This window comes from Streptomyces sp. NPDC025721, assembly GCF_055558595.1.
In genome coordinates this window covers 225859-250457 of sequence record NZ_JBVHMF010000011.1, presented here as the reverse complement: position 1 = coordinate 250457, position 24599 = coordinate 225859, and the positions used below count along the sequence as shown (strand labels likewise).

Annotated in this window: 17 protein-coding genes and 2 tRNA genes; 5 read left to right on the top strand and 14 right to left on the bottom strand. The window is 73.8% G+C overall.

Going from position 1 to position 24599, the window contains the following annotated elements; translation table 11 throughout:
* Positions 1-133: 133 nt before the first annotated feature.
* From ACZ4EF_RS18460 to ACZ4EF_RS18445, 4 genes are read right to left on the bottom strand one after another with little or no spacing between them, the layout of a single operon-like run.
* Positions 134-2368 (bottom strand): ArnT family glycosyltransferase, encoded by a 2235-nt coding sequence (locus ACZ4EF_RS18460; RefSeq protein ID WP_467505367.1) that lies wholly within the window; start codon positions 2366-2368, stop codon positions 134-136.
* Positions 2365-3852, bottom strand: a complete 1488-nt coding sequence (locus tag ACZ4EF_RS18455; RefSeq protein ID WP_467505365.1) for a bifunctional glycosyltransferase family 2/GtrA family protein — start codon at positions 3850-3852, stop codon at positions 2365-2367. The genes ACZ4EF_RS18460 and ACZ4EF_RS18455 overlap by 4 nt, the downstream gene beginning before the upstream one ends.
* Positions 3853-3877: 25 nt before the next feature.
* The gene (locus ACZ4EF_RS18450) at positions 3878-5518 is read right to left on the bottom strand and encodes a sensor histidine kinase (protein WP_467505363.1); all 1641 of its coding nucleotides are present in this window, start codon (positions 5516-5518) and stop codon (positions 3878-3880) included.
* A gap of 20 nt (positions 5519-5538) precedes the next feature.
* Positions 5539-6315 carry a response regulator transcription factor gene (locus ACZ4EF_RS18445; protein WP_355336754.1) on the bottom strand — a complete coding sequence of 259 codons (777 nt, stop codon included), beginning with the start codon at positions 6313-6315 and terminating at the stop codon, positions 5539-5541.
* A gap of 481 nt (positions 6316-6796) precedes the next feature.
* Between ACZ4EF_RS18445 and ACZ4EF_RS18440 the strand changes: the two genes are divergently transcribed.
* Positions 6797-7669: an MEDS domain-containing protein gene (locus ACZ4EF_RS18440; protein WP_467505361.1), complete on the top strand. Its 873-nt coding sequence runs from the start codon at positions 6797-6799 to the stop codon at positions 7667-7669.
* Here ACZ4EF_RS18440 and ACZ4EF_RS18435 read toward each other — a convergent pair.
* From ACZ4EF_RS18435 to ACZ4EF_RS18425, 3 genes are all read right to left on the bottom strand, one after another.
* Positions 7629-8114, bottom strand: a complete 486-nt coding sequence (locus ACZ4EF_RS18435; protein ID WP_467505359.1) for a cytidine deaminase family protein — start codon at positions 8112-8114, stop codon at positions 7629-7631. The genes ACZ4EF_RS18440 and ACZ4EF_RS18435 overlap by 41 nt on opposite strands.
* A gap of 292 nt (positions 8115-8406) precedes the next feature.
* Positions 8407-9147, bottom strand: a complete 741-nt coding sequence (locus tag ACZ4EF_RS18430; RefSeq protein WP_355336546.1) for a class F sortase — start codon at positions 9145-9147, stop codon at positions 8407-8409.
* Between the two features lie 219 nt (positions 9148-9366).
* The gene (locus ACZ4EF_RS18425; RefSeq protein ID WP_355336547.1) at positions 9367-9780 is read right to left on the bottom strand and encodes a hypothetical protein; all 414 of its coding nucleotides are present in this window, start codon (positions 9778-9780) and stop codon (positions 9367-9369) included.
* Positions 9781-10368: 588 nt separating this feature from the next.
* On the opposite strand from ACZ4EF_RS18425, the gene ACZ4EF_RS18420 reads away from it, so the two are divergent.
* Positions 10369-10557 (top strand): hypothetical protein, encoded by a 189-nt coding sequence (locus tag ACZ4EF_RS18420; protein ID WP_402710330.1) that lies wholly within the window; start codon positions 10369-10371, stop codon positions 10555-10557.
* Here the strand turns inward: ACZ4EF_RS18420 and ACZ4EF_RS18415 are convergent.
* Positions 10526-10795 (bottom strand): hypothetical protein, encoded by a 270-nt coding sequence (locus tag ACZ4EF_RS18415; protein WP_467505356.1) that lies wholly within the window; start codon positions 10793-10795, stop codon positions 10526-10528. The two genes, ACZ4EF_RS18420 and ACZ4EF_RS18415, sit on opposite strands and share 32 nt — an antisense overlap.
* A 385-nt stretch (positions 10796-11180) precedes the next feature.
* Between ACZ4EF_RS18415 and ACZ4EF_RS18410 the strand changes: the two genes are divergently transcribed.
* Entirely contained in the window at positions 11181-11384 is a 204-nt protein-coding gene (locus tag ACZ4EF_RS18410) for a hypothetical protein (protein WP_467505354.1), read from the top strand.
* Between the two features lie 77 nt (positions 11385-11461).
* Here ACZ4EF_RS18410 and ACZ4EF_RS18405 read toward each other — a convergent pair.
* A tRNA-Arg gene (locus tag ACZ4EF_RS18405) sits at positions 11462-11537 on the bottom strand.
* A gap of 177 nt (positions 11538-11714) precedes the next feature.
* Positions 11715-11808: transfer RNA gene (locus ACZ4EF_RS18400), tRNA-Ser, on the bottom strand.
* A 180-nt stretch (positions 11809-11988) separates the two neighbouring features.
* On the opposite strand from ACZ4EF_RS18400, the gene ACZ4EF_RS18395 reads away from it, so the two are divergent.
* Together ACZ4EF_RS18395 and ACZ4EF_RS18390 are read left to right on the top strand one after the other, a co-directional pair.
* On the top strand, positions 11989-12588 hold the full coding sequence (locus ACZ4EF_RS18395; RefSeq protein WP_467505352.1) for an SSI family serine proteinase inhibitor: 600 nt from the start codon (positions 11989-11991) through the stop codon (positions 12586-12588).
* A 286-nt stretch (positions 12589-12874) separates the two neighbouring features.
* Entirely contained in the window at positions 12875-16960 is a 4086-nt protein-coding gene (locus ACZ4EF_RS18390) for a response regulator (protein WP_467505350.1), read from the top strand.
* A 1053-nt stretch (positions 16961-18013) separates the two neighbouring features.
* On the opposite strand, the gene ACZ4EF_RS18385 is transcribed toward ACZ4EF_RS18390, so the two are convergent.
* The 4 genes from ACZ4EF_RS18385 to ACZ4EF_RS18370 all read right to left on the bottom strand — a co-directional run bounded on the left by ACZ4EF_RS18385 (position 18014) and on the right by ACZ4EF_RS18370 (position 24314).
* Positions 18014-19993, bottom strand: coding sequence for a hypothetical protein (locus tag ACZ4EF_RS18385; protein WP_467505348.1), 1980 nt, complete (start codon positions 19991-19993; stop codon positions 18014-18016).
* A 250-nt stretch (positions 19994-20243) separates the two neighbouring features.
* Entirely contained in the window at positions 20244-21893 is a 1650-nt protein-coding gene (locus ACZ4EF_RS18380) for a long-chain fatty acid--CoA ligase (protein ID WP_355336553.1), read from the bottom strand.
* Positions 21894-22096: 203 nt separating this feature from the next.
* Positions 22097-22621 (bottom strand): SigE family RNA polymerase sigma factor, encoded by a 525-nt coding sequence (locus tag ACZ4EF_RS18375; protein ID WP_391126948.1) that lies wholly within the window; start codon positions 22619-22621, stop codon positions 22097-22099.
* A gap of 547 nt (positions 22622-23168) precedes the next feature.
* A complete protein-coding gene (locus ACZ4EF_RS18370; protein WP_391042196.1) occupies positions 23169-24314 on the bottom strand; it encodes a DUF1906 domain-containing protein in 1146 nt (381 codons plus the stop codon).
* Positions 24315-24599: the final 285 nt, after the last annotated feature.

Genomic DNA, 24599 nt, shown 5'->3' with positions numbered 1-24599 from the left:
GCCCCCACCACACAACAGACCAGGGCACGCAACCCACCAACGCCCCCCCCCCCCCCCCCCCCCCCCCCCCCCCCCCCCCCCCCCCCCCCCCCCCCCCCCCCCCCCCCCCCCCCGCGGTCGGGGGACGAGAGCGTCAGGACGTGGGCGCGGTCAGGTCGTAGACCGTCGTGCCGCCCACGGTCTTGGCCGTGTAGTGGGCCTCGACCCAGGTGGTGATGGCGGACGCGGTACCGCTGCCGCCCATGCCACCGCCGCCGCCCTGGCCGCCGCCGAGGAAGTAGTGGATCTTCCCCTCGGCCACGTACTTCTGGAACTGGGCGAGGGTGGGCGAGGGGTCGCTGCCGTTGAAGCCGCCGATGGACATCACCGGCTTTCCGGTGGCGAGCTGGTAGCTGGCCTGGTTCTGGGAGCCGATCGCGGCGGCGACCCAGGTGTAGTCGCCGGAATCGGCGAGGAGCAGCTTCTTCATGGCGGAGCTGACCTGGGTGCCGTTGAGCAGGCCGCCCATGCCGCCGCCGTTGCCGCCGGGGGCGCCGGGGGCGCCGTTCTGGCCGGTGCGGCCGGTACCGGGCATGGTCTGGCCGCCCTGGCCGGTCTGGCCGTTCTGGCCGCCGCCGAAGGGGCCGCCCTGGCCGGTCTGCCCGTTCTGGCCGCCGGGCATGCCCTGCCCCTGCCCTTGGCCCTGACCTTGGCCCTGGCCCTGGCCGTTGGTGGGGCCGCCGCCCATGCCGGGCGGCATGCCGCCGCGGCCACCGCCACCGCCGCCGGGACGTCCGCCGCCGCCGAAGCCGCCCATGCCGCCCTGGACGGCGGGCCCCGCGGTCACGATGGAGCCGGAGTGACCGGTGTTCACGGTGTTGAGGGTGTACGCGACGGGCCCGCCGAGCGCCGCGGCGACGCCGACGAACGCGGCGATCACGCCGAGCCGGGCGGCGACCCGTACCCCGGGCATCGCACCCGCGAGCAGCCCCGCGGCGGCGACGAAACCGCCGATCAGGACCGCGCCGCGCAGCCACGGGAGCCACTCGGAGGAACGGTCGAGGAGTACGTACGACCACACGCCGGTGCCCGCGACGGTCACGGCGAGCACGGCCGCGGCGGCGATGTGGGTGCGCCGGGCCCACAGCAGTGCCGTGCCCATGCCGACGACGGCGGCGATGTAGGGGGCGAGGGCGATGTTGTAGTACTGGTGGAAGATCCCGGACATGAAGCTGAAGGTCGCGAAGGTGATCAGCAGCGCGCCGCCCCACACCAGGAACGCCGCGCGGACGGTGTCGGTGCGCTTGGCGCGCCAGGTCAGCCACAGTCCCGCGGCGAGCAGGACGAAGGCCGCGGGCAGCAGCCAGGCGATCTGGCCGCCCATCTCGGAGTTGAAGAGCCGCCCGATGCCGGTCTCGCCCCACATCCCGCCACCGCCACCGCCGCCACCGCGGCCCCCGCCGCCTCCGCCGACGCTGCCGGTCTCGTTGCCGGTGATGCGGCCGAAGCCGTTGTAGCCGAAGGTCAGCGACAGGAAGCTGTTGTCCTGCGAGCCGCCGATGTACGGGCGGGACGACGTCGGCCACAACTCGACGATCGTCACCCACCAGCCGCCGGACACCACCATCGCACCGCCCGCGGCGAGGAGTTGGCCGATACGGCGGCGCGGCGTCGTCGGCGCGCAGACCGCGTAGACCAGCGCGAGCGGCGGCACGATCAGCCACGCCTGGAGGGTCTTGGTGAGGAAGGCGAAGCCGAGCGCGACGCCCGCGATCAGCAGCCACTTCGTCCGGGCGTCCTCCAGCGCGCGCAGCACGCCGTAGACGGCGACGACCATCAGCAACGCCAGCAGCGCGTCGGGGTTGTTGAAGCGGAACATCAGCGCCGCGACGGGGGTGAGCGCCAGGACGGCGCCCGCGATCAGGCCCGCGCCCGCGCTGAACCGGCGGCGTACGGCCGCGTACAGCACGCCGACCGTGGCGACGCCCATCAGCGCCTCCGGCACGAGGATCTGCCAGGAGCCGAGGCCGAACAGCCGCACCGACAGGGCCATCGGCCACAGCGCGGCGGGCGGCTTGTCGACGGTGATGGAATTCGCGGCGTCGGAGGAGCCGAAGAAGAACGCCTTCCAGCTCTGGCTCCCGGCCTGGACGGCCGCGGAGTAGAAGGAGTTGGCGTATCCGGCGGCGCTCAGATTCCACAGGTAGAGGACCAGGGTGCCGAGCAGCAGCGCGAAGAACGCGGGGCGCACCCAGGCGGCGTCCTCCGCCCGGCCCCGCCAGGTCCGCCGCGCGAGCCCTCCCCGGTGCCCCGCTGGTCGCGGCGCCGGTTCCGCGACCGGATGCCCGAACACGTCCGTGTCCACTGTGGTGTTGCCCGGCGCGCTCATCGCGCCCTCCTCAAGTCGTCGCGGGGGGAAGGGGTTTCGTGGGCCGGGAGGTCGGCGGACCGGGTCCCGTACGAGACGGGGCCGGCCCCCGTGACCGTCTCACCGTCGCGGAAGGCCGCCGTGACCGTCTCACCGTCGCGGAAGGCCGCCGTGACCGTCTCACCGTCGCGGAAGGCCGCGCCGCCGGTCGCGCCCTCGCGGAAGGCCGCGCCGCCGGTCGCACCCTCGGGGAAGACCCACGCCCGGAAGAGCAGGAATCTGAGCACCGTCGCCGCGAGGTTCGCCGCGATCAGGACGGCCAGCTCCGTGCCGTGGTCCGGGTGGGCGGTCGCCGCGTGCAGGGCGGCCAGTGAACCGCTGGTCAGGGCGAGGCCGATGGCGAAGACGACGAGGCCCTGCGCCTGGTGGCGTACGGCCTGGTCGCGCCCGCGTACACCGAAGGTCAGCCGCCGGTTGGCGGCGGTGTTGCCGAAGGCGGAGAGCAACAGCGCCAGGGCGTTGGCCACTTGGGAGCCGGTGCCGAGCCGGAAGAGCGAGAAGAGCGCCAGGTAGACCAGCGTGCTGAGCACCCCGACGACGCAGAAGCCGACGAGCTGCCGCGCCAACCCGGCGGGCACGCCGGCGAGTTCGCGGTCGCGCGGGTCGTCCCCGAAGGGCCGCCGCAGCCGGTCGAGCGCCAACTGCCCGGTGGCCAGGGCCCGGCCGACCCGCCAGACGCCGCGCAGGTCGTCGGTGGCGGTGCGGACGAGGTCGACGCTGCTGTCCGGGTCGTCGACCCAGTCGACCGGCACCTCGTGGATGCGCAGGCCCGCGCGTTCGGCGAGCACCAGCATCTCGGTGTCGAAGAACCAGCCGGTGTCCTCGACCATCGGCAGCAGCCGCTGGGCGACATCGCCCCTGATGGCCTTGAATCCGCACTGCGCGTCGGAGAAGCGCGCGGCCAGCGAGCCGCGCAGTATCAGGTTGTAGGCGCGGGAGATGAACTCCCGCTTCGCGCCGCGCACCACCCGCGAGGAGCGGGCGAGCCGCGAGCCGATCGCCAGGTCGGAGTGGCCGGAGATCAGCGGCGCGACCAGCGGGAGCAGCGCGTTGAGGTCGGTGGACAGATCCACGTCCATGTACGCCAGCACGGGCGCGTCGGAGGCGGACCACACCGTCCTCAACGCCCTTCCGCGGCCCTTCTGTTCGAGCCTGAAGGACTCGACCTCGGGGAGTTCCGCGGCCAGCGCCTTCGCCACCGCGGACGTCAGGTCCGTACTGGCGTTGTCGGCGACGGTGATCCGGAAGGGGTAGGGGAAGGTGCCCGACAGATGCGCGTGCAGGCGGCGGACGCAGGGCTCCAGGTCGTTCTCCTCGTTGTACACGGGGATGACGACGTCGAGGACCGGGGCCGCCTGGGCACCGGGCCCGGCCGGGTGTTCCGGAGCTGTGCCCGCGGCCGGCAGGTGCTGCCGGGCGGGCAGATTGCCGAGTTGGGTTCGCATGATCCGACCCTCGGCGGGCGCGCTGTCACGACGTTGTGGCGAGCCTGAGCGGCGGCTGTGAGTGTGCGGCGCGCAGCCGGACGGTGAAGACCGTACGCCCGGGCACGCTGTCCACGGACACCTCGCCGCCGTGCGCGGTGACCACCGAGCGCACGATCGCCAGGCCGAGCCCCGTACTGCCGGACCGCGCGGCGGCGGCCGTCCGGGTACGGGAGGCGTCGCCGCGCGCGAACCGCTCGAAGACATGGCGTCGCAGGTCGGCGGGGATGCCGGGGCCGTCGTCCTGGACCTGGAGCAGGACGCCGGGCCCGTCGCGTACGACGCGGGCGGTGACCGTCGTACCGGCCGGGGTGTGGGTGCGGGCGTTGGCCAGCAGATTGGTCAGCACCTGGTGGAGGCGCTGCGCGTCGCCGTGCACGGTCGCCGGGTCGTCGGGCAGGTCGAGCCGCCAGACGTGGTCGCGGCCCGCCGCGCGGGCGTCGCTCACCGCGTCCACGACCAGCGGGGACAGGTCGGTCTCGGCGAAGCTGAGCGGGCGGCCCGCGTCCAGTCTGGCCAGCAGCAGCAGATCCTCGACGAGGGTCGTCATCCGCCCGGCCTCGGACTCGATCCGGCCGAGCGCGTGCCGGGTGTCGGGGCCGACGGGTTCCCTTCCCCGGCGGGTGAGTTCGGCGTAGCCGCGGATCGAGGCCAGTGGCGTACGCAGCTCGTGGCTGGCGTCCGCGACGAACTGTCTGACCCGTGTCTCGCTCTCCTGCCGCGCGTGCAGGGCCGAACCCACGTGCCCCAGCATGCGGTTGAGCGCCGCGCCGACCTGGCCGACCTCGGTCCGCGGGTCGGTGTCGGAGTCGGGGACGCGTTCGTGCAGCGCCACCTCACCGCTGTGCAGCGGGAGTTCGGACACGCGGGTGGCCGTCGCGGCGACCCGGCGCAGTGGTTGCAGGGCGATCCGCATCAGCGCCGCGCCCGCGAGGCCCGCCGCGACGAGACCGGCGGCGGCGACCGAGAACTCCACCCAGATCAGGGTGTTGAGGGTGTCCTCGATCCCGCTGGTGGACAGGCCGACCAGTACGGTGCTGCCGTCCGAGGACTGCTGCGCCGACGCGACGCGGTACGTGCCGAGGCCGGGGACGCTGAGGGTGTGGGCCTTGCCGTCCCTCGGTACGGAGGCGAAGGCGGCGGTCTGCCGCGCGGTGAGCGGGTCCGCTTCGAGCAGGCCGCCGCCGGACGGTGTCGCGCTGACCGCGGCCCGCGTGACCGTGCCGTTCGCGCCGACGATCGCCCCGACGGTCTCGCCGGGCTGGCCGCCGCCCGCCAGGAATCCGAACGGCCGCTCGTTGAGCGGACTCTGCGGAAGCCGTGCCGCCCGGTTGGCCTCCGGGCCGTCCCCGGGGCCGCCGTGCGGCCCCGCCGCCCGTACCGCCACGTCCTGCACCTTGCCGTCGAGCTGCCCGTACAGGAAGTCGTGCAGCGCGAATATGGTGACCGCGCCGATGACCGCGCACACGACGGCGACGAGCGCGACGCAGGACGCGACGAGCCTGCGGCGCAGGGACCAGGGGCGGGACCAGGGGCGCTTGCGGGTACGGGAGTTGGGCTTCGGGTCGGCGCGCGGAGTGGGGGGCGGGGAGGCGTGGGGAGTAGGGGGCGGGGAGGCGTGGGGCATCGTCTCGGCTTCCGGGGTCGTCAGGCGGCGGGCTCGCCGGGCTTGATCAGGTAGCCCGCGCCGCGCCGGGTGTGGATCATCGGCGCGCGGCCGGCGTCGAGCTTGCGGCGCAGGTAACTGATGTACAGCTCCACGACGTTGGCCTGACCGCCGAAGTCGTACGACCACACGCGGTCGAGGATCTGCGCCTTGCTCAGCACCCGGCGCGGATTGCGCATCAGGTACCGCAGCAGCTCGAACTCGGTCGCGGTGAGGTGGACGTTGTCGCCGCCGCGGCTGACCTCGTGGCTGTCCTCGTTCAGTACGAGGTCGCCGACGACCAGCAGCGACTCGTTGCGTACGGCGGCGGCGCCCGAGCGGCGCAGCAGGCCGCGGAGCCTGGCCACCACCTCCTCCAGGCTGAACGGCTTGGTGACGTAGTCGTCGCCGCCCGCGGTGAGCCCGGCGATCCGGTCCTCGACCGCGTCCTTCGCGGTCAGGAACAGTACGGGGACGTCCGGGGTGTCGCGGCGCAGCTTCGCCAGCACCTCCAGGCCGTCCATGTCCGGCAGCATCACGTCGAGCACGACCGCGTCGGGCCGGGTCTCGCGGGCCGCCCGCAGCGCGCCCGCGCCGTCGGCCTCGGTGCGTACCTGCCAGCCCTCGTAGCGCAGCGCCATCGACAGCAGGTCGGCGAGCGGCGCCTCGTCGTCGACGACGAGGACGCGCACCGGCGAGCCGTCGGGGCGCGCGAGGTCGGTGGCGGTGGCGGTGGTGGCCGCGTGCGCGGTCGCGGGGGCTGCGGTGGCGGTGCTCATCGATGTGGAAGGCATGGTGTTCACCCTGTGCGCGCGCTATGAGAGGAGCCTTGGCCGATTCTGTGAATCGTCTGAGAATCGGGGTGAGGGTTGTTTGCGGCGGTGCGCGCGGCGGTGTGTACGCAGTTGCGCACGGCGGGCCGTACGGCGGTCCGTATGGCGGTGCGCGCGGTGGCGGGTGCCGCGCGGGACCGGGTGCCGACTCCGGCGCGGAGAACGATCAAGGGGTGAACGATCAGGGGGTGAACGGTCGGAGGCGGACGGTTCGGCGGTCGTTCTGGGCATCTTCCTGGGCACTTTTCGTCATCGGCGGCCGATATGCGATGCGCGGGCCGAAAGGTTGGTGCGGGCGGCGTACGTTCGGTCCATGGGAGGTGGCATGGCGGGCGGCGGGGGTGGCCGCGGTGACCCCGTGGGCGCGGAGCGCGACCGGTCGGTCGCGGCAGGCGGCCATGACGGGAGCGGGGCCGGGTGTACGTCGGTGGCCGAGGCGATACCGCGGGCGGTCGCGGTCGACCGTATGGGCCCCGGTGACCACGCCTGCCTCGGAATCCACGGCGACGACGACCGGTGGGCGGTGCGCGCCGCCTTCACCGTCGCGGGCCTCGCCCTCGGTGAGCGCGTCATGATCTTCACCGGCGGGGACACCGCCGGTCCTGACGCCCTCGCCCATCTCTCCGCGCACGGCGTCCCCGCCGAACGCTGCGCGCGCACCGGGCAGTTGGCGCTCTCCTCCGAAGCCCCCGGCTACGACCCCGCGTCCGGCGCCTTCGACCCGGCGGTCCGTACGGCCTTCTGGGCGGCGGGCACCAGCACCGCGCGGCGGCGCGGCTTCACCGGCATGCGGGTGGTCGGCGACATGACGTGGGCCGCCGCCGCGCACTCCGGCCTCCCCGAGTCCGAACTCTCCTCCTACGAAGCGGAGTTGACGCCCTTCTCGGCCAGGACCGGCTTCACCGCGATCTGCGAGTACGACCACGGCGCCGTCCCGGCGCCCCTGCTCTCACGTATCGCCGCCCTGCACCCGCTCGCCGTCCTGCCGTCCCTCGACACCCTCCACGCCGACCGCACCGGCTCCTGCCTCCGCCTCACCGGCACCGCCGACCTCGCCACCCGCCTCCACTTCGACCTCGCCCTCCGCGCCGCCTTCACCAGCGACCCCCCGCCCGCCCTCCTCGACCTCACCCCGCTCTCCTTCCTCGACGCCCACTGCGCAGGCACCACCCTCCGCCTCCCCCGGGGCACGACGGTGCGCTGTACCCCGTCGCAACACCGCATGCTCCGCGTCTGCGGCGCGGCCGAGGCAGAAGGGGTCACCTTCCAGGTGGAAGATCCTCAGGCGCGGGGTCGGTGAAGAGCGCCGGGTCGAAGGGCTGGGTGCCCTCGTCCGGGGTCCAGAGGGCGGCGAGGGGCATCAGGTCGGTGATGCGGGCGCTCCGGACGCCGTCCGGGGTGGGCAGGAGGACGCGGATGGACGGGTGGTAGTCGAAGAGGATCTGGCGGTCGCGGCCGCACGGGCCGACGGGGCCGCGGCCGAGGTTCCCGACGGCAACGATGGTGGTCAACTGCCGCGCCCCGCAGGCTCGGGCGTGGCCGAGGGCGACGAGTTCGGCGCAGGGGCCGCCGGTGAAGTGGTAGAGGTTGATGCCGCCGTGCATGCGTCCGTCCACGTCACGGACGGCGGCGCCCATGGTGTGGACGCCGCCGTCGCCGTCGGTGTTCCCGTCGACGATGGCGCGGGCGTACGCGATGAGTTCGTGGTCGGCGGGGGTCAGTTCCCGACTGGGGATCGTCAGCACGGGCCGGATGCTACGGACCCGGGCGGGCGGGACGCGAGGGCTTTACGGGTGGTGCGCGGCGCGCCGGGTTCGGCTCCGCCACTGAGGATCACCTCGCCCGCCGCGACGGCCCGCGCCCGCGCCGGCGCCGTAACGGTTCGGGCAGGAAGCCGAGTTGGGCGTGGAAGCGGTTCACAGGCGCTCGCGGCTCCAGCCGACCCCGGCGGCGAGGTGGTCGACACGGACGAGGCCGAGGCTGCGGCCGCGGCTGCGGCTGCGTCGCCGCCGCAGACCGCGGCTCAGCTCCTCCCGTTCACCACGGCGCGGTCCACGGAGCGGCGGGAGAGGCCGGGGGCGCCGGGGCCGCCGTGGCCACGGGAGACGCCACCGGGGCGGGAGCGGGCGGACCGACCTTCGTGAGGTGGGCGTAGACGACGATGTTGGCGCTGTAGCTGGTGGCCCGGGAGTAGGTGCCGGCACAGGTGATCAGGCGGAGTTCGGGGCGGGTGGCCTGCCGGTAGACCTTCTCGCTGGGGAAGTCGCTCTTCTCGTACTGCTCGACGGCGTCGACCGTGAAGACGGCGGTGCGGCCGTCCTGGCGCCGCACGGTGAGGGTGTTCTGCTTGTGGAGCTGGCCGATGCGGTAGAAGACGGCGGGGCCGCTGTGGGTGTCGAGGTGTCCGACGACGACCGCGGTGCCGGTGCTGCCGGGCGTGGGGCCGTTCCGGTACCAGCCGGCGAGGTTCTTGTCGTCCGGCGGCGGGGGTTGCAGGGTGTGGTCCTTGTCCGTGGTGAGACCGGTCATCGGCGCGTCGACGCCGATCTCGGGGATCGTGATGCGGGTGGGCGGCGACGGCGGCAGCGGGTCCACCGCGGGGGCCGGGACGGCCGGTGCGGCGGGGCCGGAGAAGGCGTCGGCGGCCGAGGGCCTGGGCGGGGTGAGTCCGGTGCCGGAGGCGCTGTCGACCACGAGGAAGCCGCCCACGGCCATGCCTGCCAGGAGCAGTGCGAGGCCCGCCTGGCGGCGGCGGTGGGCGGCGCGGGGGTGCTGCATGCGGGGCGGGCCTTTCTCGAAGTCTGCGTCCGTCCGCCTCTGGCCGGGGCCCAGCGATCAGCGCCTGGCGATTGGCGATTGGCGATTGGTGCTTAGCGCCTGATGCCTGGTGCCTGGTGCCTGGTGCCGAACGAGCTGCGGACGTATGACGCCCCCTGCGGTCGCGCGCTCCGCTTCGAGCGGGGCGCGCGGCCACAAGGGGCGGAGGTGGAACCGAGGTCAGCCCTCGACGGAACGGCGGCGCATCATCACGACGCCACCGGCGGCCGCGACGGCGAGCACAGCCGCGCCCGCGGTCATCTCGGTGCCGCTGATCCCGCCCGCCAGGCCGCCGGAACCGGCGTGCACCGGACCGGTGACGCTCGCGCACGCGTCCCGCTCGCCGACCTGCGCCTGCTCCAGGATCTCCTCGGCCGTGGCGATCTGCTTACGGATCTCCGGCGTCTTGTTCGGCAGCTTCTCCAGCCGGTCGAGCTCCTTCTGCGCTTCATGGGTCTTGACCTGGGCCTGCTCACAGATCTCCGAGTGGGGACCCGTCTCGGCGGACGCCATCGGGGCGGAGAGCGCCAGAGCGCCGCCGCTGAGGGCAATGCTGGAGATGGCGAGAGCGGCGAGAGCACGAGCGGAACGCATGGGACTCCTTCGCGAGGGCACGCCCTCGGACCCTGATGGCCCGAGAAGGGGGACGTACGTGCCCAACGAAGTCATAGATACGAATAATGTGACCTATTCACACACCTTCACACCATTTTTGCCCCGTTCAGACCACATCCCCCGGCGCGTCGCTCACCCCCCGCCGCCCCCGACTGTGCTTACCCCTCTTCACATCTGCCGGACCGTCACCTCACGCCGCCACGCGAACGCCACGGCCGACACGAGACCAGACCGTCGACCAGCACCGCATCCCCGGCTGCGGCGGCGTATGGCACCAGGAAGGGGTGTGCGAGGCGACCTTCGCCGACATCACCACGCCGGGCGCGACGCTCGTCGTCAACGTCAGTTCCGAGGAGGACCGGACCACGCACCTGGTGATCTGGGAGGGCAACGACGGCCGCGGCCTGCTGCGGACCACCAACCGCGCCGACGCCGTCGCGTTCGCCACCAACCTGCGGGAGCTGGCCGACGCGGTCGAGCGCGGTGCCGCGCTCCTCGCCTTGGACGCCGCCCGGCGCATCGTCCCGGCCGCAGCCGCCTCGACGCCGTCCGGGCGGGTGAGCCGTCATGAGACACATCGTCCTCGGTGCCCTGCTCGGCCTGGCGCTGGCGTTCCCGCACCTGGCCGGGCAAGGCGCCGACCCCGCCGCCACGGCCGCCCACTGGGTGGCCTGCCAGCCCGTCCTGTGGGCGTTCACCGCCGGGCTGCTGGCCCGGCCGCGAATCACTGGTCATTCGATCCGGAGGACGAAGTGAACGCAGCCCGATCCGCCGCCCGCCGCGCCGCCCGCCGCTCGCGCCAGGGCAGCACCAGCCTGACGACAAGCACCGCCACCACCGGCACCGGCACGGTGACCCAGAGCGCGTGCCGCGACTGCGGCCAGGTGGCATTGCCCCACAGCATCGGCACCAGCGCCCCCGCGGCCAGCACCACCCCGATGACCAACGCCCACTTGATCGCGCTCAGCGGCGACCCGTCCCCCCGCTTTTCCATGGCTGTCACCGTAGCGGGCCTTTCCGACCCGTCTCGGAGCACCCCATGAGCGTCCGGTACGGAGCGGGTGGTGATGTTCGCCGCCGCCGAGGTGGCGCTGTTCTCCATGGCGCTGTTGGCCCGGCAAAACCTGGGCGCCCTCGGGGTGCCGGGTACGCCAGGGTGCTGGTGTGGGTGGTGACCGGGGGGGAGCTGCGGGAGCGGCTGCTGTCCCGGTTCGGCCTGGCCCAGCGAGGGCGGGACGCGGCGCAGATCACCCGTGACCGGTGGGCGCGGATTGCCACCCGCAGGGCCGCGCGGCGTCGATCCGCGTACTCAAGGACCGCTACGGCGTCGGCCAGCTCCGAGCCACCCGAATCCAGAGCGACCTGCAAGCGAGGATGTCGTGAGCCTCAATCCGAAGCACCGTCAGTACGCCAACCCGGTGCCCAGCTTCGAGGCCCGCCCGCTGCCCGCCCGGCACCCGGAAACCTCCGTGTCGGCGTCGGCGGGCCACTCGGATCTGTCGTTCACGAAGCGGACTTACGTGCACCCTGACCCTCAGTCACTGCGGGCCGGTTCGGAGAAGCCTGCCGAGCTGTTGCGCTGACGCAAGATCATTCGGCGATTGTGAGAAATTATGACAGAAGCCCCGCACCCCCGAAGGGGCACAGGGCCTCTGACCTGTGGTGCACTCGGCAGGATTCGAACCTGCAACCTTCTGATCCGTAGTCAGATGCTCTATCCGTTGAGCTACGAGTGCGAGCGCTTCGCGGGGTTTTGGGCCGGTCGGCGTTGCGGGAACAACATTACATGAGGTGTGGCGGGAGGTGAAATCCATAACCGGGAGGCGGGGTGACCTGCGGGAATGGGGTGGGGCCGGGGGGTGGAACGGGAGGAGCCCCGCCGTCGGTGGAGGACGGGCGGGGCTCCGGGGTGGTGGCGGAGGCGGAGGGATTTGAACCCTCGATGGACGGTAAAGCCCAAACCGCATTAGCAGTGCGGCGCCATAGACCGGACTAGGCGACGCCTCCTGGTACGTGCCCGGGTGAGCGGGCGCGTGTGCAGATGATGACACAGCCGTGCGGGCCGCGACCAATCGCAGACTACGGTACAAGGCCGCCGGTGGGCAGGGCAAAGGGGTAGTGCGGGGACGCGCCCACGAAGGAGTGGGTTGCGGGGGCGGGCGGGCCCGCACGGGTAGGGAGGGGCGCATGCGAAACCCCCGAGCCACCGCACCCCGTACGACGCGGAACCGCGCCCCGAAGGGCGCCCGCGCACCCCAGGGCACCCGTACCGTCCTCGCGTTCCTCACCCTGGCCGCGCCCCTCGCCGCGCCCCTCGTGGCCGCCGACGGCGCCGCGGCGGTCGGCGTCCCGCGCCCCACCCCCGTCGAGCGGCTGATGGAGAGCCGCCTGACCGTGACGTACGCGGCGGCGCCCGACGCCCAGCCGCGGACGTACACCCTCGACTGCGGCCCCGCCGGGGCGAAGGAGGAGACCGACCCGGCGTGTGAGCATCTCGTGGAGATCGGGGGACCGGAGCGTGCGGTGCCCGCGGGGCAGATGTGCTCGATGATCTACGGGGGACCGCAGACGGCCCACGTGACGGGCGTGTGGCGGGGCCGGACGGTCGACGAGGAGTACAGCAGGACGAACGGCTGCGAGGTGTCGCGCTGGCAGCGGATGGTGCCCGCGCTCCCGGCCGCGAACGGCGCGAACGGCCTGAACGGCGCGAATACCGCGAGCGACGCGGTGAACAGCGCCGACGCGAGCGCCGGAGGTACGCGGACGGACACGACCGTACGTTCGTGACGTACGCCACACCCGCGCGCCCCCGGCCGAACGCGGCGCCCGAACACCCCGCTCCCAAGGGGCACATGGACATCCGGGGCCGCGCGAGGGGGCCCGACCCGTACACTCGGTCTAGTGACATGTCCCGGGGGTGGCGGCAAGATGGGCCGCCCGTGACAAGCCGCCCGCCCGTGAGAGCTGGCAGCACAAGAGCGGAAACGAAAGCGCAAGCAAGAGCGGACATCAGCGCGGGAAAACGGCGGCGCAGGACAGTGCGGCACGTGCGGTAACAGGGAGGACGCGTCTCGTGAGCAGCAGGCCATCCAGAGGCGCTGCTCGCCTCGCCTCGATACTCGATGCCCTGCCCGACGCGCTGCTGCTGGTCGACGTCAACGGCACGGTGGTCAACGCCAACGCGATAGCGATCGAGACGTTCGAGTCGCCGGGTACGGCGCTGGTGGGGCGGGGCCTGCTCGACCTGCTGCCCTCCTTCGACTCCAAGCGCATTCCCGGCTCGATGCGCAGCCCGCGCGAGGCCGCGGAGGACACCCGCACGAAGCCCACCCGGATGGTGGCGCGGCGCACCGACGGCACGGAGTTCCCGGTCGAGGTCACCAGCGCCAATCTGGAGGACCCGCGCACCCCGTACGCCGACTTCGGTGAGCCCCAGCCGCCCCACTACACCGGCGACGAGCTGCTGATGCTGGTGGTCCGCGACCTCACCGGCACGCTCGACACGGAGGCCGAACTGGCCCGCCAGCAGCGCCAGACGGAGATGATCCTGCGCGCGGCGGCCGAGGGCGTGGTCGGTGTGGACACCGCGGGCAAGGTCGTCCTCGTCAACCCGTCGGCCGCGCAGATCCTCGGCCACCGGGCGACCGACCTGGGCGGCAAGGAGCTGCACCCGCTGGTGCACCACTCGCGCAGGGACGGTTCTCCGCTGCCGTACGAGGAGACCCCGCTCGCCGACACGCTGCGCTCCGGGCGCAAGCACCGCGTCCGCGGCCAGGTGCTGTGGCGCAAGGACGGCCGCGCGGTGCCGGTGGACCTGACGACGGCGCCGGTACGGGACGGCGACCAGCTCGTCGGCGCGGTGATGACGTTCACCGACCGTACGGCGTACGACGCGCTCGCCGCCCGCGCACTGCAACTCGGCGCGCTGCTCGACACCTCGCTGCGCGGGCCGCTGGCCGAACTGCGCGGCGAGCTGACGGGCCTGGCCGCCGACCCGGCCGGGCAGCTCTGGCCCGAGGCCAACCAGATCCTGCACCACCTGTCCGCCGGCTACTCCCGCATCACCACCCTCATCGACAACGTGCTGGCCTTCCAGCGGCTCGACCGCGGCGAGGACAAGCTGCGGCGCGAGACGGTCGGGCTCGACAAGGTGGTGGCCGCGGCCGTGGAGGGCGCGGTCGAGCTGATCGGGCCGGGGCGCGCGCAGTACGCGGTGCACGCGCCGCCGATCGAGGCGTCCCTGGACGCCGAGCGGATGGCGCAGGCCCTCGCCCACCTCGTCGCCGACGTCGCGGGCGTCGACTCGGCGGGCAACGCCATCGCGTACGCCGGTGACTCGACGATCGTGGTCGCGGCGGCCCAGCGCGGCGACGTCATAAGGATCGACGTCCGCGGCCCGCACGCGGGCGGCGACCCCGTCCATCTCCCGCTCGCCCGCGGCATCGTGGAACGCCACGGCGGCGTGCTCCAGACCCACGAGGTGCCCGGCGGCAGCGCGTACGTCCTGGAGGTCCCGGTCGGCCGCGCCCGTCAGAAGAACGGCTCGGCCGCCGCTTCCGACGCCTCGGGTACGGGTACGGAATCGGCCACGGGTGGCCGTACGGACGGCCGTACGGACGGCGGTACGGAATCAGGTACGGGTACGGATACGGGTACGGGCTCGGGTACGTCGGGGTCGGGCGACGCGTCGGAGCAGCCGCGTGAGTCCGAGACCACCGTGATGCCCTTGCCGACCGAGCCGATGCGCGGGACCACCGGGCAGGGGTCGAACGCGGCGCCGGGCGCGGGCAATGGCACCGGGCCGGACTCCGGGAGCGGCGTACGGCGGGCACCGCACCAGCGGCAGGCGCCGCCGGACAGCGGGGCGGCGGTCGCGCCCTGGTCGATCCCGGCCGCGCCCGACCAGGACTCCGCCCCGACCGGGCGGCGCCGCGCGCTGCGTCGGCCCGGCGACGAGCCGGACGGCGGGAGCGCGGGCGGCAACGGCGGCGCGGGGCGCGAGATCGCGCCCGCCGACGGGGCGCAGCCCACCGGCCGCAGGGCGCGGCGGGCCAGGACCGACGACCAGGAGCAGGAACGAGGCGGGGGCGCGGCGGGTCAACCCGCCCTCCCGCAGGGGCAGTCCGCGCTTCCGCAGGGGCAGTTCGCGCTTCCGCAGGCGCAGGCGGGGCTACCGCAGAGCCAGCTTCCGCAGGCGCAGGCGGGGCTACCGCAGAGCCCGCTCCCCCAGACCCACCTTCCGCAGCCGCAGATTCCGCAGGCCCAGGTCCCACACGCCCTGCCGCCCGTACAGCCGGCCGTCCAACCGCCCGTCCAGCCGCCTGTTCTGCCGAGCCCCGGCCAGGACCCGCGCGGGCTTTCCGCTCCCGAGGCGGGCACCGGCCGTCGCGCGCGCCGCGCCATCGAGACCGCCGCGCCGGACAGCGGCGCCGCCGTCGTACCGCAGCAGCAGGGCCACGCGCCCGAGCCGCCGCGGCAGCCGCAGCCGCAGACCTGGCCGAGCCCCGGACAGAGCGCGGGTCAGGCGGCGGACGAGGAGCCGGAAGGACCCGTACCGCCACGGTCGTGGCCCGCGCCGTCGCAGCAGCCCCCGCAGCCGCAGCCGACCGCGTGGCCCGCGGCGCCGCAGAATCCGCAGCCGTCGACCTCGCTGCCGTCGCAGCAGCAGGCGCCGTCCTCGCAGCCGCCGTCGCCCGGCCAGGGTCAGCCGCCGCAGGCTCCGGCCGCGTCGGCGGCCGGACCGGGTACGGCGGGACCGTCCCCGCAGCGCGGCGGCCCGGCGCCACAGCAGGACCCGTCGCAGAGCAGCCACGGCCGTGCCATAAGCGTGCGTACGCTCGGGCAGGGCATGCCGTTCGGGCAGCAGGCGGGCGATCCGCAGACCCAGACGCAGGCGGTGCAGGCCCAGTCGGGGCTGCCCGCGCAGGTGACGGCGAGCGGTTCCGGCCGCCGCCGCAGGCTGAACCCGCCGCAGCAGCCGCAGCCCGTACAACCGGGTCAGCCCGAGCAGAACGGCCAGCCCGTCCAGAACGGTCAGCCCGAGCAGAACGGCCGGCCCGAGCAACAGCTACAGCAACAGCAACAGCAACAGCAACAGCACGGTCCCGGCGGCGAGACGCAGGCCCGTCAGCACCCGCAGGCCGACCCGGACAGCGGTCAACTCCCCATCCGCCGCCCCGAACCCCAGCCGCAGCGCGGCGCGGGCCGGTCCGCGATCCCCGGCCAGGCCCCGGCGCCGGACGACGACGACCGCGAGACGGCGCTGCTGCGGCCGGTCCCGGCGGCCGATCCCGTTCCGAAGTCCCAGCCGCCGGTGCCGCGTGAGGCGGGCGGCCGGGCGTACGCCATAGGCGCGCCCGCGGAGGGCGCCGCCGAGGGCCCCGAACCGCTGGACGGCCCCAATGGCGCGGTCGACGTCACCGACATCGCCGACGACCGCATGGAGGAGTCCTTCGACGAGCCGCGCCGCCTGCTGGTGTGGCCCGAGCCGGACACCTCCACCCGCCAGGCCCTGACCGACCGCGGCTACCGGCCGGTGATCGTGCGCTCCCGCGAGGAGGTCGACGCGCAGATCGCCGAGCCGCCCGCCGCGCTCTTCGTGGACCCGCTCACCGGGCCCATCACGCGTACGGCCCTCCAGTCGCTACGGCAGGCCGCCGCGGCGGCCGACGTGCCCGTCCTGGTCACGGCCGGTCTCGGGCAGGCCACCCGCGAGGCCGCGTACGGCGCCGACCCGGCCGTACTCCTCAAGGCGCTCGCCCCGCGCGACAGCGAGCAGCACCCCCCGCGGGTTCTGCTCGTCGAGAGCCACGAGCCGATCGCCCAGGCGTTCGCGGCCACGCTCGAACGGCGCGGCATGCAGGTCTCGCACGCCGATTCCGAGACCGACGCCATGTCCAAGGCCGCCCAGATGCATCCCAACCTGGTCGTCATGGACCTCATGCTCATCCGGCGCCGCCGCCAGGGCATCGTCGACTGGCTGCGCGGCAACGCCCGCCTCAACAACACCCCCCTGGTCGTCTACACCTCCGCCGACATCGACCCCGCCGAGCTCCCCCGCCTCGCCTCCGGCGAGACCGTCCTCTTCCTCGCCGAGCGCTCCACCAGCCCCGACGTCCAGGCCCGAATCGTCGATTTGCTCGCCAAAATCGGAGCCTGACCCCTCCGGGGAGGTCCCCCGTCTTTGGGGGCGCGGCCCCAGCGCAGTTCCCTCCCCCGGGCGGCGAGCCGATCCTTCAAGGGGCGCGGGACCGTGTCTAATCTGCGCCCGCCGCCGCGCGGGCGCGCTCAACCCCGGCGCTCCCGCACCTCACCACCCGCCCCAACGGGGCAGATCGGCTGTTCCCGGACCACCGGCCGGTGGTGGGTTGCCCGCGCAGTTCCCCGCGCCCCTGACGGGGCGCACCGTCTTTCGTCCGGGGGGCCAGGCACGGGCATTTAGGGGCGCGAGGAACTGCGCGCTCAGCCACGGCGTGGGCGCACGTCACCACCGGCCCCAGCGGGGCAATTCGGTGGCGGCTGGCCGCGCCCCTGAAGGGCCGCACCGCCTCTCGGCCAGACGGCGAGCCGATCCTTCAAGGGGCGCGGGGAACTGCGCGCTCAACCACAACGAGCCCGCACGTCACCACCCGCCCCAGCGGGGCAGCCCGGCGGCGGGCTGGCCGCGCCCCCAACGGGCCGCACCGCCTCTCGGCCGAGGGCCAGGCACGGGCATTTAGGGGCGCGAGGAACTGCGCGCTCAACCACAACGAGCGCGCACGTCACCACCCGCCCCAGCGGGGCAGCCCGGCGGCGGGCTGGCCGCGCCCCCAACGGGCCGCACCGCCTCTCGGCCGGGAGCCAGGCACGGGCATTTAGGGGCGCGAGGAACTGCGCGCTCAACCACAACGAGCGCGCACGTCACCACCGGCCCCAGCGGGGCAGCCCGGCGGCGGGCTAGCCGCGCCCCCAACGGGCCGCACCGCCTCTCGGCCGAGGGCCAGGCACGGGCTTTCAGGGGCGCGGGGAACTGCGCGCTCAGCCACAACGAGCGCGCACGTCACCACCGGCCCCAGCGGGGCAATTCGGTGGCGGCTGGCCGCGCCCCCAACGGGCCGCACCGCCTCTCGGCCAGACGGCGAGCCGATCCTTCAAGGGGCGCGGGGAACTGCGCGCTCAACCACGACGTGCGCGCACGTCACCACCCGCCCCGGCAGGGCAGACGCGGCGTGGGTCAGGGAAGGTGTTCGGGAGGGCCGGGCCGGAGGCCAGGCTGGCGGATCATGGCGGTGATCTCGGCGGCGGCGATGGCGGCACGGCCGGGCCGCTTGAGGAGGCGTTCGGCGAAGGGGCAGCCGACCACGCCGAGGGAGATCTCCTCGGAACCGACGAGGCCACGGTGACGGCCGGGGCCACCCGGGGCACCGGAACCCCCGTCACAGCCACCCGGGGCACCGGAACCCTCGTCCGAGCCGCCCGGGGCACCGGAACCCTCGGGGTCGGCCTCGACGCACGTGATGGTCAGGGCGCCGCCGCGACCGTAGCGGGCGTGGCCGACCGCGTCCCAGGGGATGTGGCGGGCGCGGGAGGACAGCAGGCCGCGGACGCGCAGGCCGACGCTGTCCGCGGTGATCTGCCAGGTCATGAGGCACCAGCCGCCGTAGAACCAGGTGAGGGCCACGAAGGTGAACCAGAGCACGCGCGACCAGGGCCAGTCGCCGACGGCGGCGGACGTCACCGCTCCGGCTCCGGTCACGAGCATGACCGCACCGACGCAGCGCGCGACAGGCCCCGCGTGCCAGCGCACCGGCCCGGCGGCGGCCACCACGGTGCCGAGGGCCCGCTGGACGTCGATCTCGGCGGCCTGACGGTGTCCGGCCTCGCGTCGCCCGGCCGTCGAGCCCGCGTCGCCGTGGTCGACGGCCGGCCCGCCGCGTATCGGGGACAGGGACACCTCGACGGACGGCTTCGCGGCAGGGCCGCTCTCGGCCGACGTCAGGACGAGGGCGCCGTCCTCGCTGAGCGCGCCGTAGAGGATGACGTCGCGTACGCCGGAACGGGCGTGCGGAAACGGCTCGTAGTGCAGCACGGCCTCGGGCCCGAGGCCATCGGCGCCGTATATCTCGGTGAAACCGTCCGCCCTCGTCCGGGCGCGCGCCCGCAGGACCGGTACCGGGCCGCGCCGGAGGGCGAGCACGCGGCGGCGGGCGAGCTGCCCCGAGAGCGCCGAGGCGAGGCCGAGCCCTACGAGGGCCATGCCGCCGGCCTGGCGGAGGAAGTGGGACAGGTCGTCGGGGTACGGCTCGCCCGCCAGCCGTACCCAGTCGCCGTGGAGCAGTACGGTCACGGTGCCGACGTCCCGGTAGTCGCCGTCCACGTCGAAGCGGTGACGGGAGCCGTCGGGCATGCGCACCGTGAGCAGGTAGTCGTCCGGGTTGTAGGCGACGACGGGAACGTCCCGGACCACGGCCACTCGCGCGGTACGGTCATCGGACCGGTCCTGTACGACGACGGTCACGATCAGGGCGGCGCCCACCGCGCACATGATCAGCCCGGCGACCCGCCGGAACAGGCCCCGCTGCCCCGGCTCGATGCCGTCCGGCATGGGAGCGGACGCGGTGACGCCCCCGGCGGCCTCCGCGATGAGGGCGCGCTGGCGGCGGCGGGCCCGCAGCCGTTGCGCCACGGCCATCCAGCCCCAGCACAGCGCGGCGACGACCACCGCGGCCGCGACCTTCTCGCCGGCCCCGCCCTCCCACTGGCCGGGCCGGGCCAGGTAGAGCAGGAGCAGCGGAGCAGTCAGGACGGCCAGTTCCGGCAGGAAGAACAGGCACACGAGGTGGGGCAGGAAGAGCATCGTGCCGGTCTTGTCCACCCATTCCTCGCCGCAGGGCGCCTGCGGAGTGCAGGTGGGGTCGGGACTCATCAGGACCGCGGCGAACACGGCGACCAGCAGGACCACGGCGGGCAGCGTCGGCCGCACCCACGCCGCCCTGGGCCCGGCCGCCCGCCACCCGCGGGCGTCGGCGGCGAGCCACGGGCGCGCGGCGCCCCCGGCGTACGACGTGCCATCGGACCCGCCGCCGGACCCGCCATCGGACCCGCCGCCGTATACGTCGGCGGATACGTCTTCGGGCACACCGCCGGACCCGCCGCCGCGCACACCGCCGGACCCGCCGTCAGGCGCACCCTCGGACCTGCCGTCGCTGATCATCGGTGCGTCATGGGAGTACCCGTGTCCGTCCTGGCCGAGGGCGCGTCGAAAGCGGCGTCCGCCGAGCCGACCAGGCTCTTCCCGCCGCACCAGCAGATCGTTTTACCTGATCATTGCGCAACCGGGAAAGTTTGCGAAGCGGCACGGCCCGCCGTGGCGACAGGCGTACGAAGGACGGTCACTTCGTAGGAGCCGCCCGTCGCCAAGCGGTCGCACTCCGGGGGCTCACCACCCCCCGGCCGGGACACCGTCAGAGCTGCGTGACGTCCAACTCGCCCTCGGCGAACGCCTTGCGGATGACCTTCTTGTCGAATTTGCCGACGCTCGTCTTCGGCACCGCCGGAACGATCGCCCAGCGCTCGGGGATCTGCCAGCGCGCGACGCGCCCGGCGAGGAAGTCGTGCAGGGCGGCGTAGTCGGCGGTGGCGCCCTCGCGCAGGACGACGGTGGCGAGCGGGCGCTCGCCCCAGCGCTCGTCGGGGACGGCGACGACGGCGGCCTCGGCGACGTCCGGGTGGGCCATGAGGTGGTTCTCCAGGTCGACGGAGGAGATCCACTCACCACCGGACTTGATGACGTCCTTGGACCGGTCGGTGAGGGTGAGGAAACCGTCGTCCGAGATGACGCCGACGTCACCGGTGCGCAGCCACCCGTCGGGGCTGAACTTGTCCTCGGGCCGCACCGGTTCCTCGCCGACGCCGCCGTAGTACGCGGCGGCGATCCAGGGCCCGCGCACCTCCAGCTCACCGGCGGACTCGCCGTCCCACGGCTGGACGGAGCCGTCCGGCCCGATCAGCCGGGCCTCGACGGAGGCGGGGAAGCGGCCCTGGGTGATCCGGTACGCCCACTCCTCCTCGGGGGTGACCCCGGCGGGCGGCTGCGCGACCGTGCCGAGCGGCGACGTCTCCGTCATGCCCCACGCGTGGCACAGGCGTACGCCGAGCTGCTCGTCGAACGCCTTCATCAGGGCGGGCGGGCAGGCCGAGCCGCCGATGGTGACCTGCTTGAGCGAGGTGATGTCGCGCGGCTTGGCGGTCAGCTCGGCGAGCAGCCCCTGCCAGATGGTGGGGACGGCGGCGGCGTGCGTGGGGCGCTCGCTCTCGATCATCTCGGCCAGCGGGCCGGGCTGGAGGAAACGGTCCGGCATCAGCAGGTTGATGCCGGACATGAAGGCGGCGTGCGGCAGCCCCCACGCGTTGACGTGGAACATCGGCACCACGGGCAGCGAGGTGTCGTGCGAGCTGAGCCCCATCGACTCGGTGGAGTTGACCTGCATCGAGTGCAGGTAGATCGACCGGTGCGAGAAGACGACGCCCTTGGGGTCGCCGGTGGTGCCGGAGGTGTAGCACATGGCCGCGGCGCTGCGTTCGTCCAGCTCGGGCCAGGCGTACGTGGTCGGCCGCCCGTCCAGCAGCTCCTCGTAGTCGTGCACGGAGGGACGTACGCCGTCCAGCACCGAGCGGTCGCCGGGGCCGACCACGACGACGTGCTCGACCGAGTCGAGCCGCGGCAGCAGGGGCGCGAGCAGCGGGAGCAGCGAGCCGTTGACGAGGATCACGCGGTCGGCGGCGTGGTTGATGATCCAGGTGAGCTGCTCGACGGGCAGCCGGAGGTTCAGGGTGTGCAGGATCGAGCCCATGGCGGGGATCGCGAAGTACGCCTCAAGGTGCTCGGCGTTGTTCCACATGAGGGTCCCGACCCGGTCGCCCTCGGCGACCCCGAGCCCGTCACGCAGCGCGTTGGCGAGCCGGACGGCGCGCAGACCGACCTCGCGGAAGGAGCGGCGCTGCGGCTCACCCTCCCCGGTCCAGGTCGTGACCTGCGATTTTCCGTGGACCAGCGTCCCATGGACCAGGATGCGGGTGACGGTCAGCGGTACGTCCTGCATCGTGCTCAGCACAGGGGGCCTCCGGCGGCTACGCGAGGGTAATGTCCTCGCGATTCTGCGTGCATACCGATCGGTACGTCACTACCCCGCGCGGTATTGCCGCCGGTTCGTTCCGGGCGGCGCGGCGGTCGGGGGGACCGGGGCGCGGCCCGCCGGACGGCGTGGCACGTGTCGTGGGGATGTGTGCGACGCCCGCCCCCGGGCCCGGACAGGCCCTAGGCGACGCACAGCTCCAGCTCCGGATCATCGCGCAGCTTGCCGAGGGCGCGCGAGACCGCGCTCTTCACCGTGCCGACCGAGACGCCCAGCGCCTCCGCCGTCTGCACCTCGCTCATGTCCTCGTAGTACCGCAGGACGACCATCGCCCGCTGGCGCGGCGGCAGCCGTCCGACCGCGCGCAGCAGCGCGTCCCGCTGGGCCTGCTGCTCGGTGATGTCGGGGGCGCCGGTCGCGGCGGGCTCCGGCACCTCGTCGGTGCTGAACTCGTCGACCTTGCGCTTGCGCCACTGCGAGGTGCGCGTGTTGACGAGCGTACGGCGGACGTATCCGTCGACGGCCCGGTGGTCGTCGATCCGGTCCCAGGCGAGATAGGTCTTGGTCAGGGCGGTCTGGAGCAGGTCCTCGGCGTCGGAAGGGTTGGGGGTCAGGGAGCGCGCGGTGCGCAGCAGCGTCGGGCCCTTGGTCCGGACGTAGGCCGTGAACTGCGTCGTATTGGCGCTGGTGCACACAGGCGTGGTCATGGCTTCACGTTAGGAGCCGACATGCCCGTGGCGGATCGGCCGCAGGTGCCGAAGCGGGATCACTCTCAGGTCGTAGGACGGGGGTTGTCCCCACCCCCCGAGGGGGGAGCCGGGGGTCGGGGTCCCGCAGGGGTTCCTCCGGAGAAGAGCGGGGTCCGGGGGGCGGACACGGTCCCTGAGCGGGCCCGTGGCCGCCGTACGGGCGCTGCCCTGGTGGCCGTACGGGCGGACCGCCGCTTTACGTGTGCGGGCTGCCGCCGTACGCGGGGGGCCGTCGCCGTACGCGGGGGGGCATCGCCGTACGCGTGCGGCCGTCGCCGCCACGGGCCGCGCCGGGGTCGGCCCTGACGTCCGCCCCGGGGCGGTCCCGGTGTCATCCCCGGGTCAGCCCCGTACGACCTCGGCGTCAGCCCGTGGTCGTACGTCAGCGCGGTCCGAGCGTCCGGGAAGCTCGGACCGGCCTCGGACCGGTGCTCAGGAGGTGGGCGCTCAGCAGGGGGCGCTCACGACTGGGGCGCTCAGGAGGTGGGCGCTCAGGAGCGGGCGCTCAGAGCTTGGCGACCGGCGCGTCGATCAGGTCGCGGTCGATCGACAGCTTGTGACCGCCGTGCGTCTCGGTGACGGCGCCCGTGTACTGGTGGATGCGGCTGTGCGAGGCCCAGGCGGAGGGGCGCAGGACCGGTTCGGCGGTGAGGGTGGGGGCGACGCCCCAGCGGGCGTACCAAATGGCGCCCGGGAGGTCGGACGTACCCGCCCTGCGGGCCTTCTCCATGTGCGCGATGCCGGAGTCGGCGCTGCTGTAGAAGCCGGGCACATAACCGCGCGCCCGCACCTGGCGGTCCCAGGCGCGTACGAAGGACAGCGTCGCGTTCGCGCAGCTCGCCTTCCTGAGGTCGTACGCCTCCATGTCGAGGTAGAGCGCGCTGCCGCGCTTCATGCCGAGCGCGCCCGCGGCCTTCGCCGCGTCCGCGCCCTCGCTCGTGCCCTGGGCCGTCGCCCGCTGGGGGTCGATGCGGAACGGGTTCTTGTTAGACCCTCTTACGCAGGGGCTCTGCGAACCGACGTAGATCGGCAGCAGGCTCCAGCCCGCCGCGGTGGTCTGCTGTACCCAGTTGTTCGTCAGATTGCGCTGCGTCTTGCAGGCGCGGGCCCGGCCGCCGAAGTAGATGCCGACGGCGCGGTACGGGGAGGAGGCGCGCCAGGCGCGCATCGTGGCGAGGTCGGGGGCCTGGCAGGTGTCGAAGCCGCGGCCCTTGAAGACGCGCGGGGCGACGGCGGCGTCCTCGGGGAAGGTGGCGGCGTCGTCGGACGCGTCGTCGGTGCCGGGGAATCCGGTCTCGTCGGGGGCCTGGGCGTCGTCGGGAGCCTGGGCGCCGTCCGGAACCTGGCCGTCGTCCGAGGCTTGGCCGTCGTCCGACGCCTGGGCTTCGGCGGCCGCGGCTTGGGCTTCGGCGTCCGCGATCCAGCCGGCGGGGTCCGTCCTGTTGTCGACGGGGTCGATGTGCCCGTCGGCCGCCGCTGCCCCCGCGCTCGCGGGGCCCGCGCTGGCCGCCGGGACATCGCTGTCGGCGACGGCCGACACCGCGGGAAACAGCAGACCGGTCAGCGTCAGCGCGGCGGCGAGGACGTAACGAGTGCGGCGCGTACGGCGCACGCGGTGCGCGTAACGGATAAACCTACTTGTTTCGGTCATTCGCCGAGTCAACGTGGCGGGCGGCCCGCAAGGGCGGAGACACGCCGCCGGGTCGGGCCGTACGGGCCCCGAACCGCTCGGGCGGCGGGCACTGCCGCCGCGTCGGCTCCGCCGGGCCTGGCGCCGGACCCGAGGTCGGGGCCGTCCCTCCCCCCTCCCGGACCTGCTGACCCGCTACCGCGCTCGGCTGCGCGTGCGCGCTTCCCGGCACTCGGATACGCCGACGACACGCGGGCCTGATACGCAAATTACCGTAGTACGTGGGTTATTTGCATGATGGCGTCG

Coding starts and splice junctions, on each gene's coding strand:
- ACZ4EF_RS18460 (WP_467505367.1), bottom strand. CDS start 2,368: ATGAGCGCGCCGGGCAACACCACAGTGGACACGGACGTGTTCGGGCAT.
- ACZ4EF_RS18455 (WP_467505365.1), bottom strand. CDS start 3,852: ATGCGAACCCAACTCGGCAATCTGCCCGCCCGGCAGCACCTGCCGGCC.
- ACZ4EF_RS18450 (WP_467505363.1), bottom strand. CDS start 5,518: ATGCCCCACGCCTCCCCGCCCCCTACTCCCCACGCCTCCCCGCCCCCC.
- ACZ4EF_RS18445 (WP_355336754.1), bottom strand. CDS start 6,315: ATGAGCACCGCCACCGCAGCCCCCGCGACCGCGCACGCGGCCACCACC.
- ACZ4EF_RS18430 (WP_355336546.1), bottom strand. CDS start 9,147: ATGCAGCACCCCCGCGCCGCCCACCGCCGCCGCCAGGCGGGCCTCGCA.
- ACZ4EF_RS18425 (WP_355336547.1), bottom strand. CDS start 9,780: ATGCGTTCCGCTCGTGCTCTCGCCGCTCTCGCCATCTCCAGCATTGCC.
- ACZ4EF_RS18420 (WP_402710330.1), top strand. CDS start 10,369: ATGAGACACATCGTCCTCGGTGCCCTGCTCGGCCTGGCGCTGGCGTTC.
- ACZ4EF_RS18415 (WP_467505356.1), bottom strand. CDS start 10,795: ATGGAAAAGCGGGGGGACGGGTCGCCGCTGAGCGCGATCAAGTGGGCG.
- ACZ4EF_RS18395 (WP_467505352.1), top strand. CDS start 11,989: ATGCGAAACCCCCGAGCCACCGCACCCCGTACGACGCGGAACCGCGCC.
- ACZ4EF_RS18385 (WP_467505348.1), bottom strand. CDS start 19,993: ATGATCAGCGACGGCAGGTCCGAGGGTGCGCCTGACGGCGGGTCCGGC.
- ACZ4EF_RS18375 (WP_391126948.1), bottom strand. CDS start 22,621: ATGACCACGCCTGTGTGCACCAGCGCCAATACGACGCAGTTCACGGCC.
- ACZ4EF_RS18370 (WP_391042196.1), bottom strand. CDS start 24,314: ATGACCGAAACAAGTAGGTTTATCCGTTACGCGCACCGCGTGCGCCGT.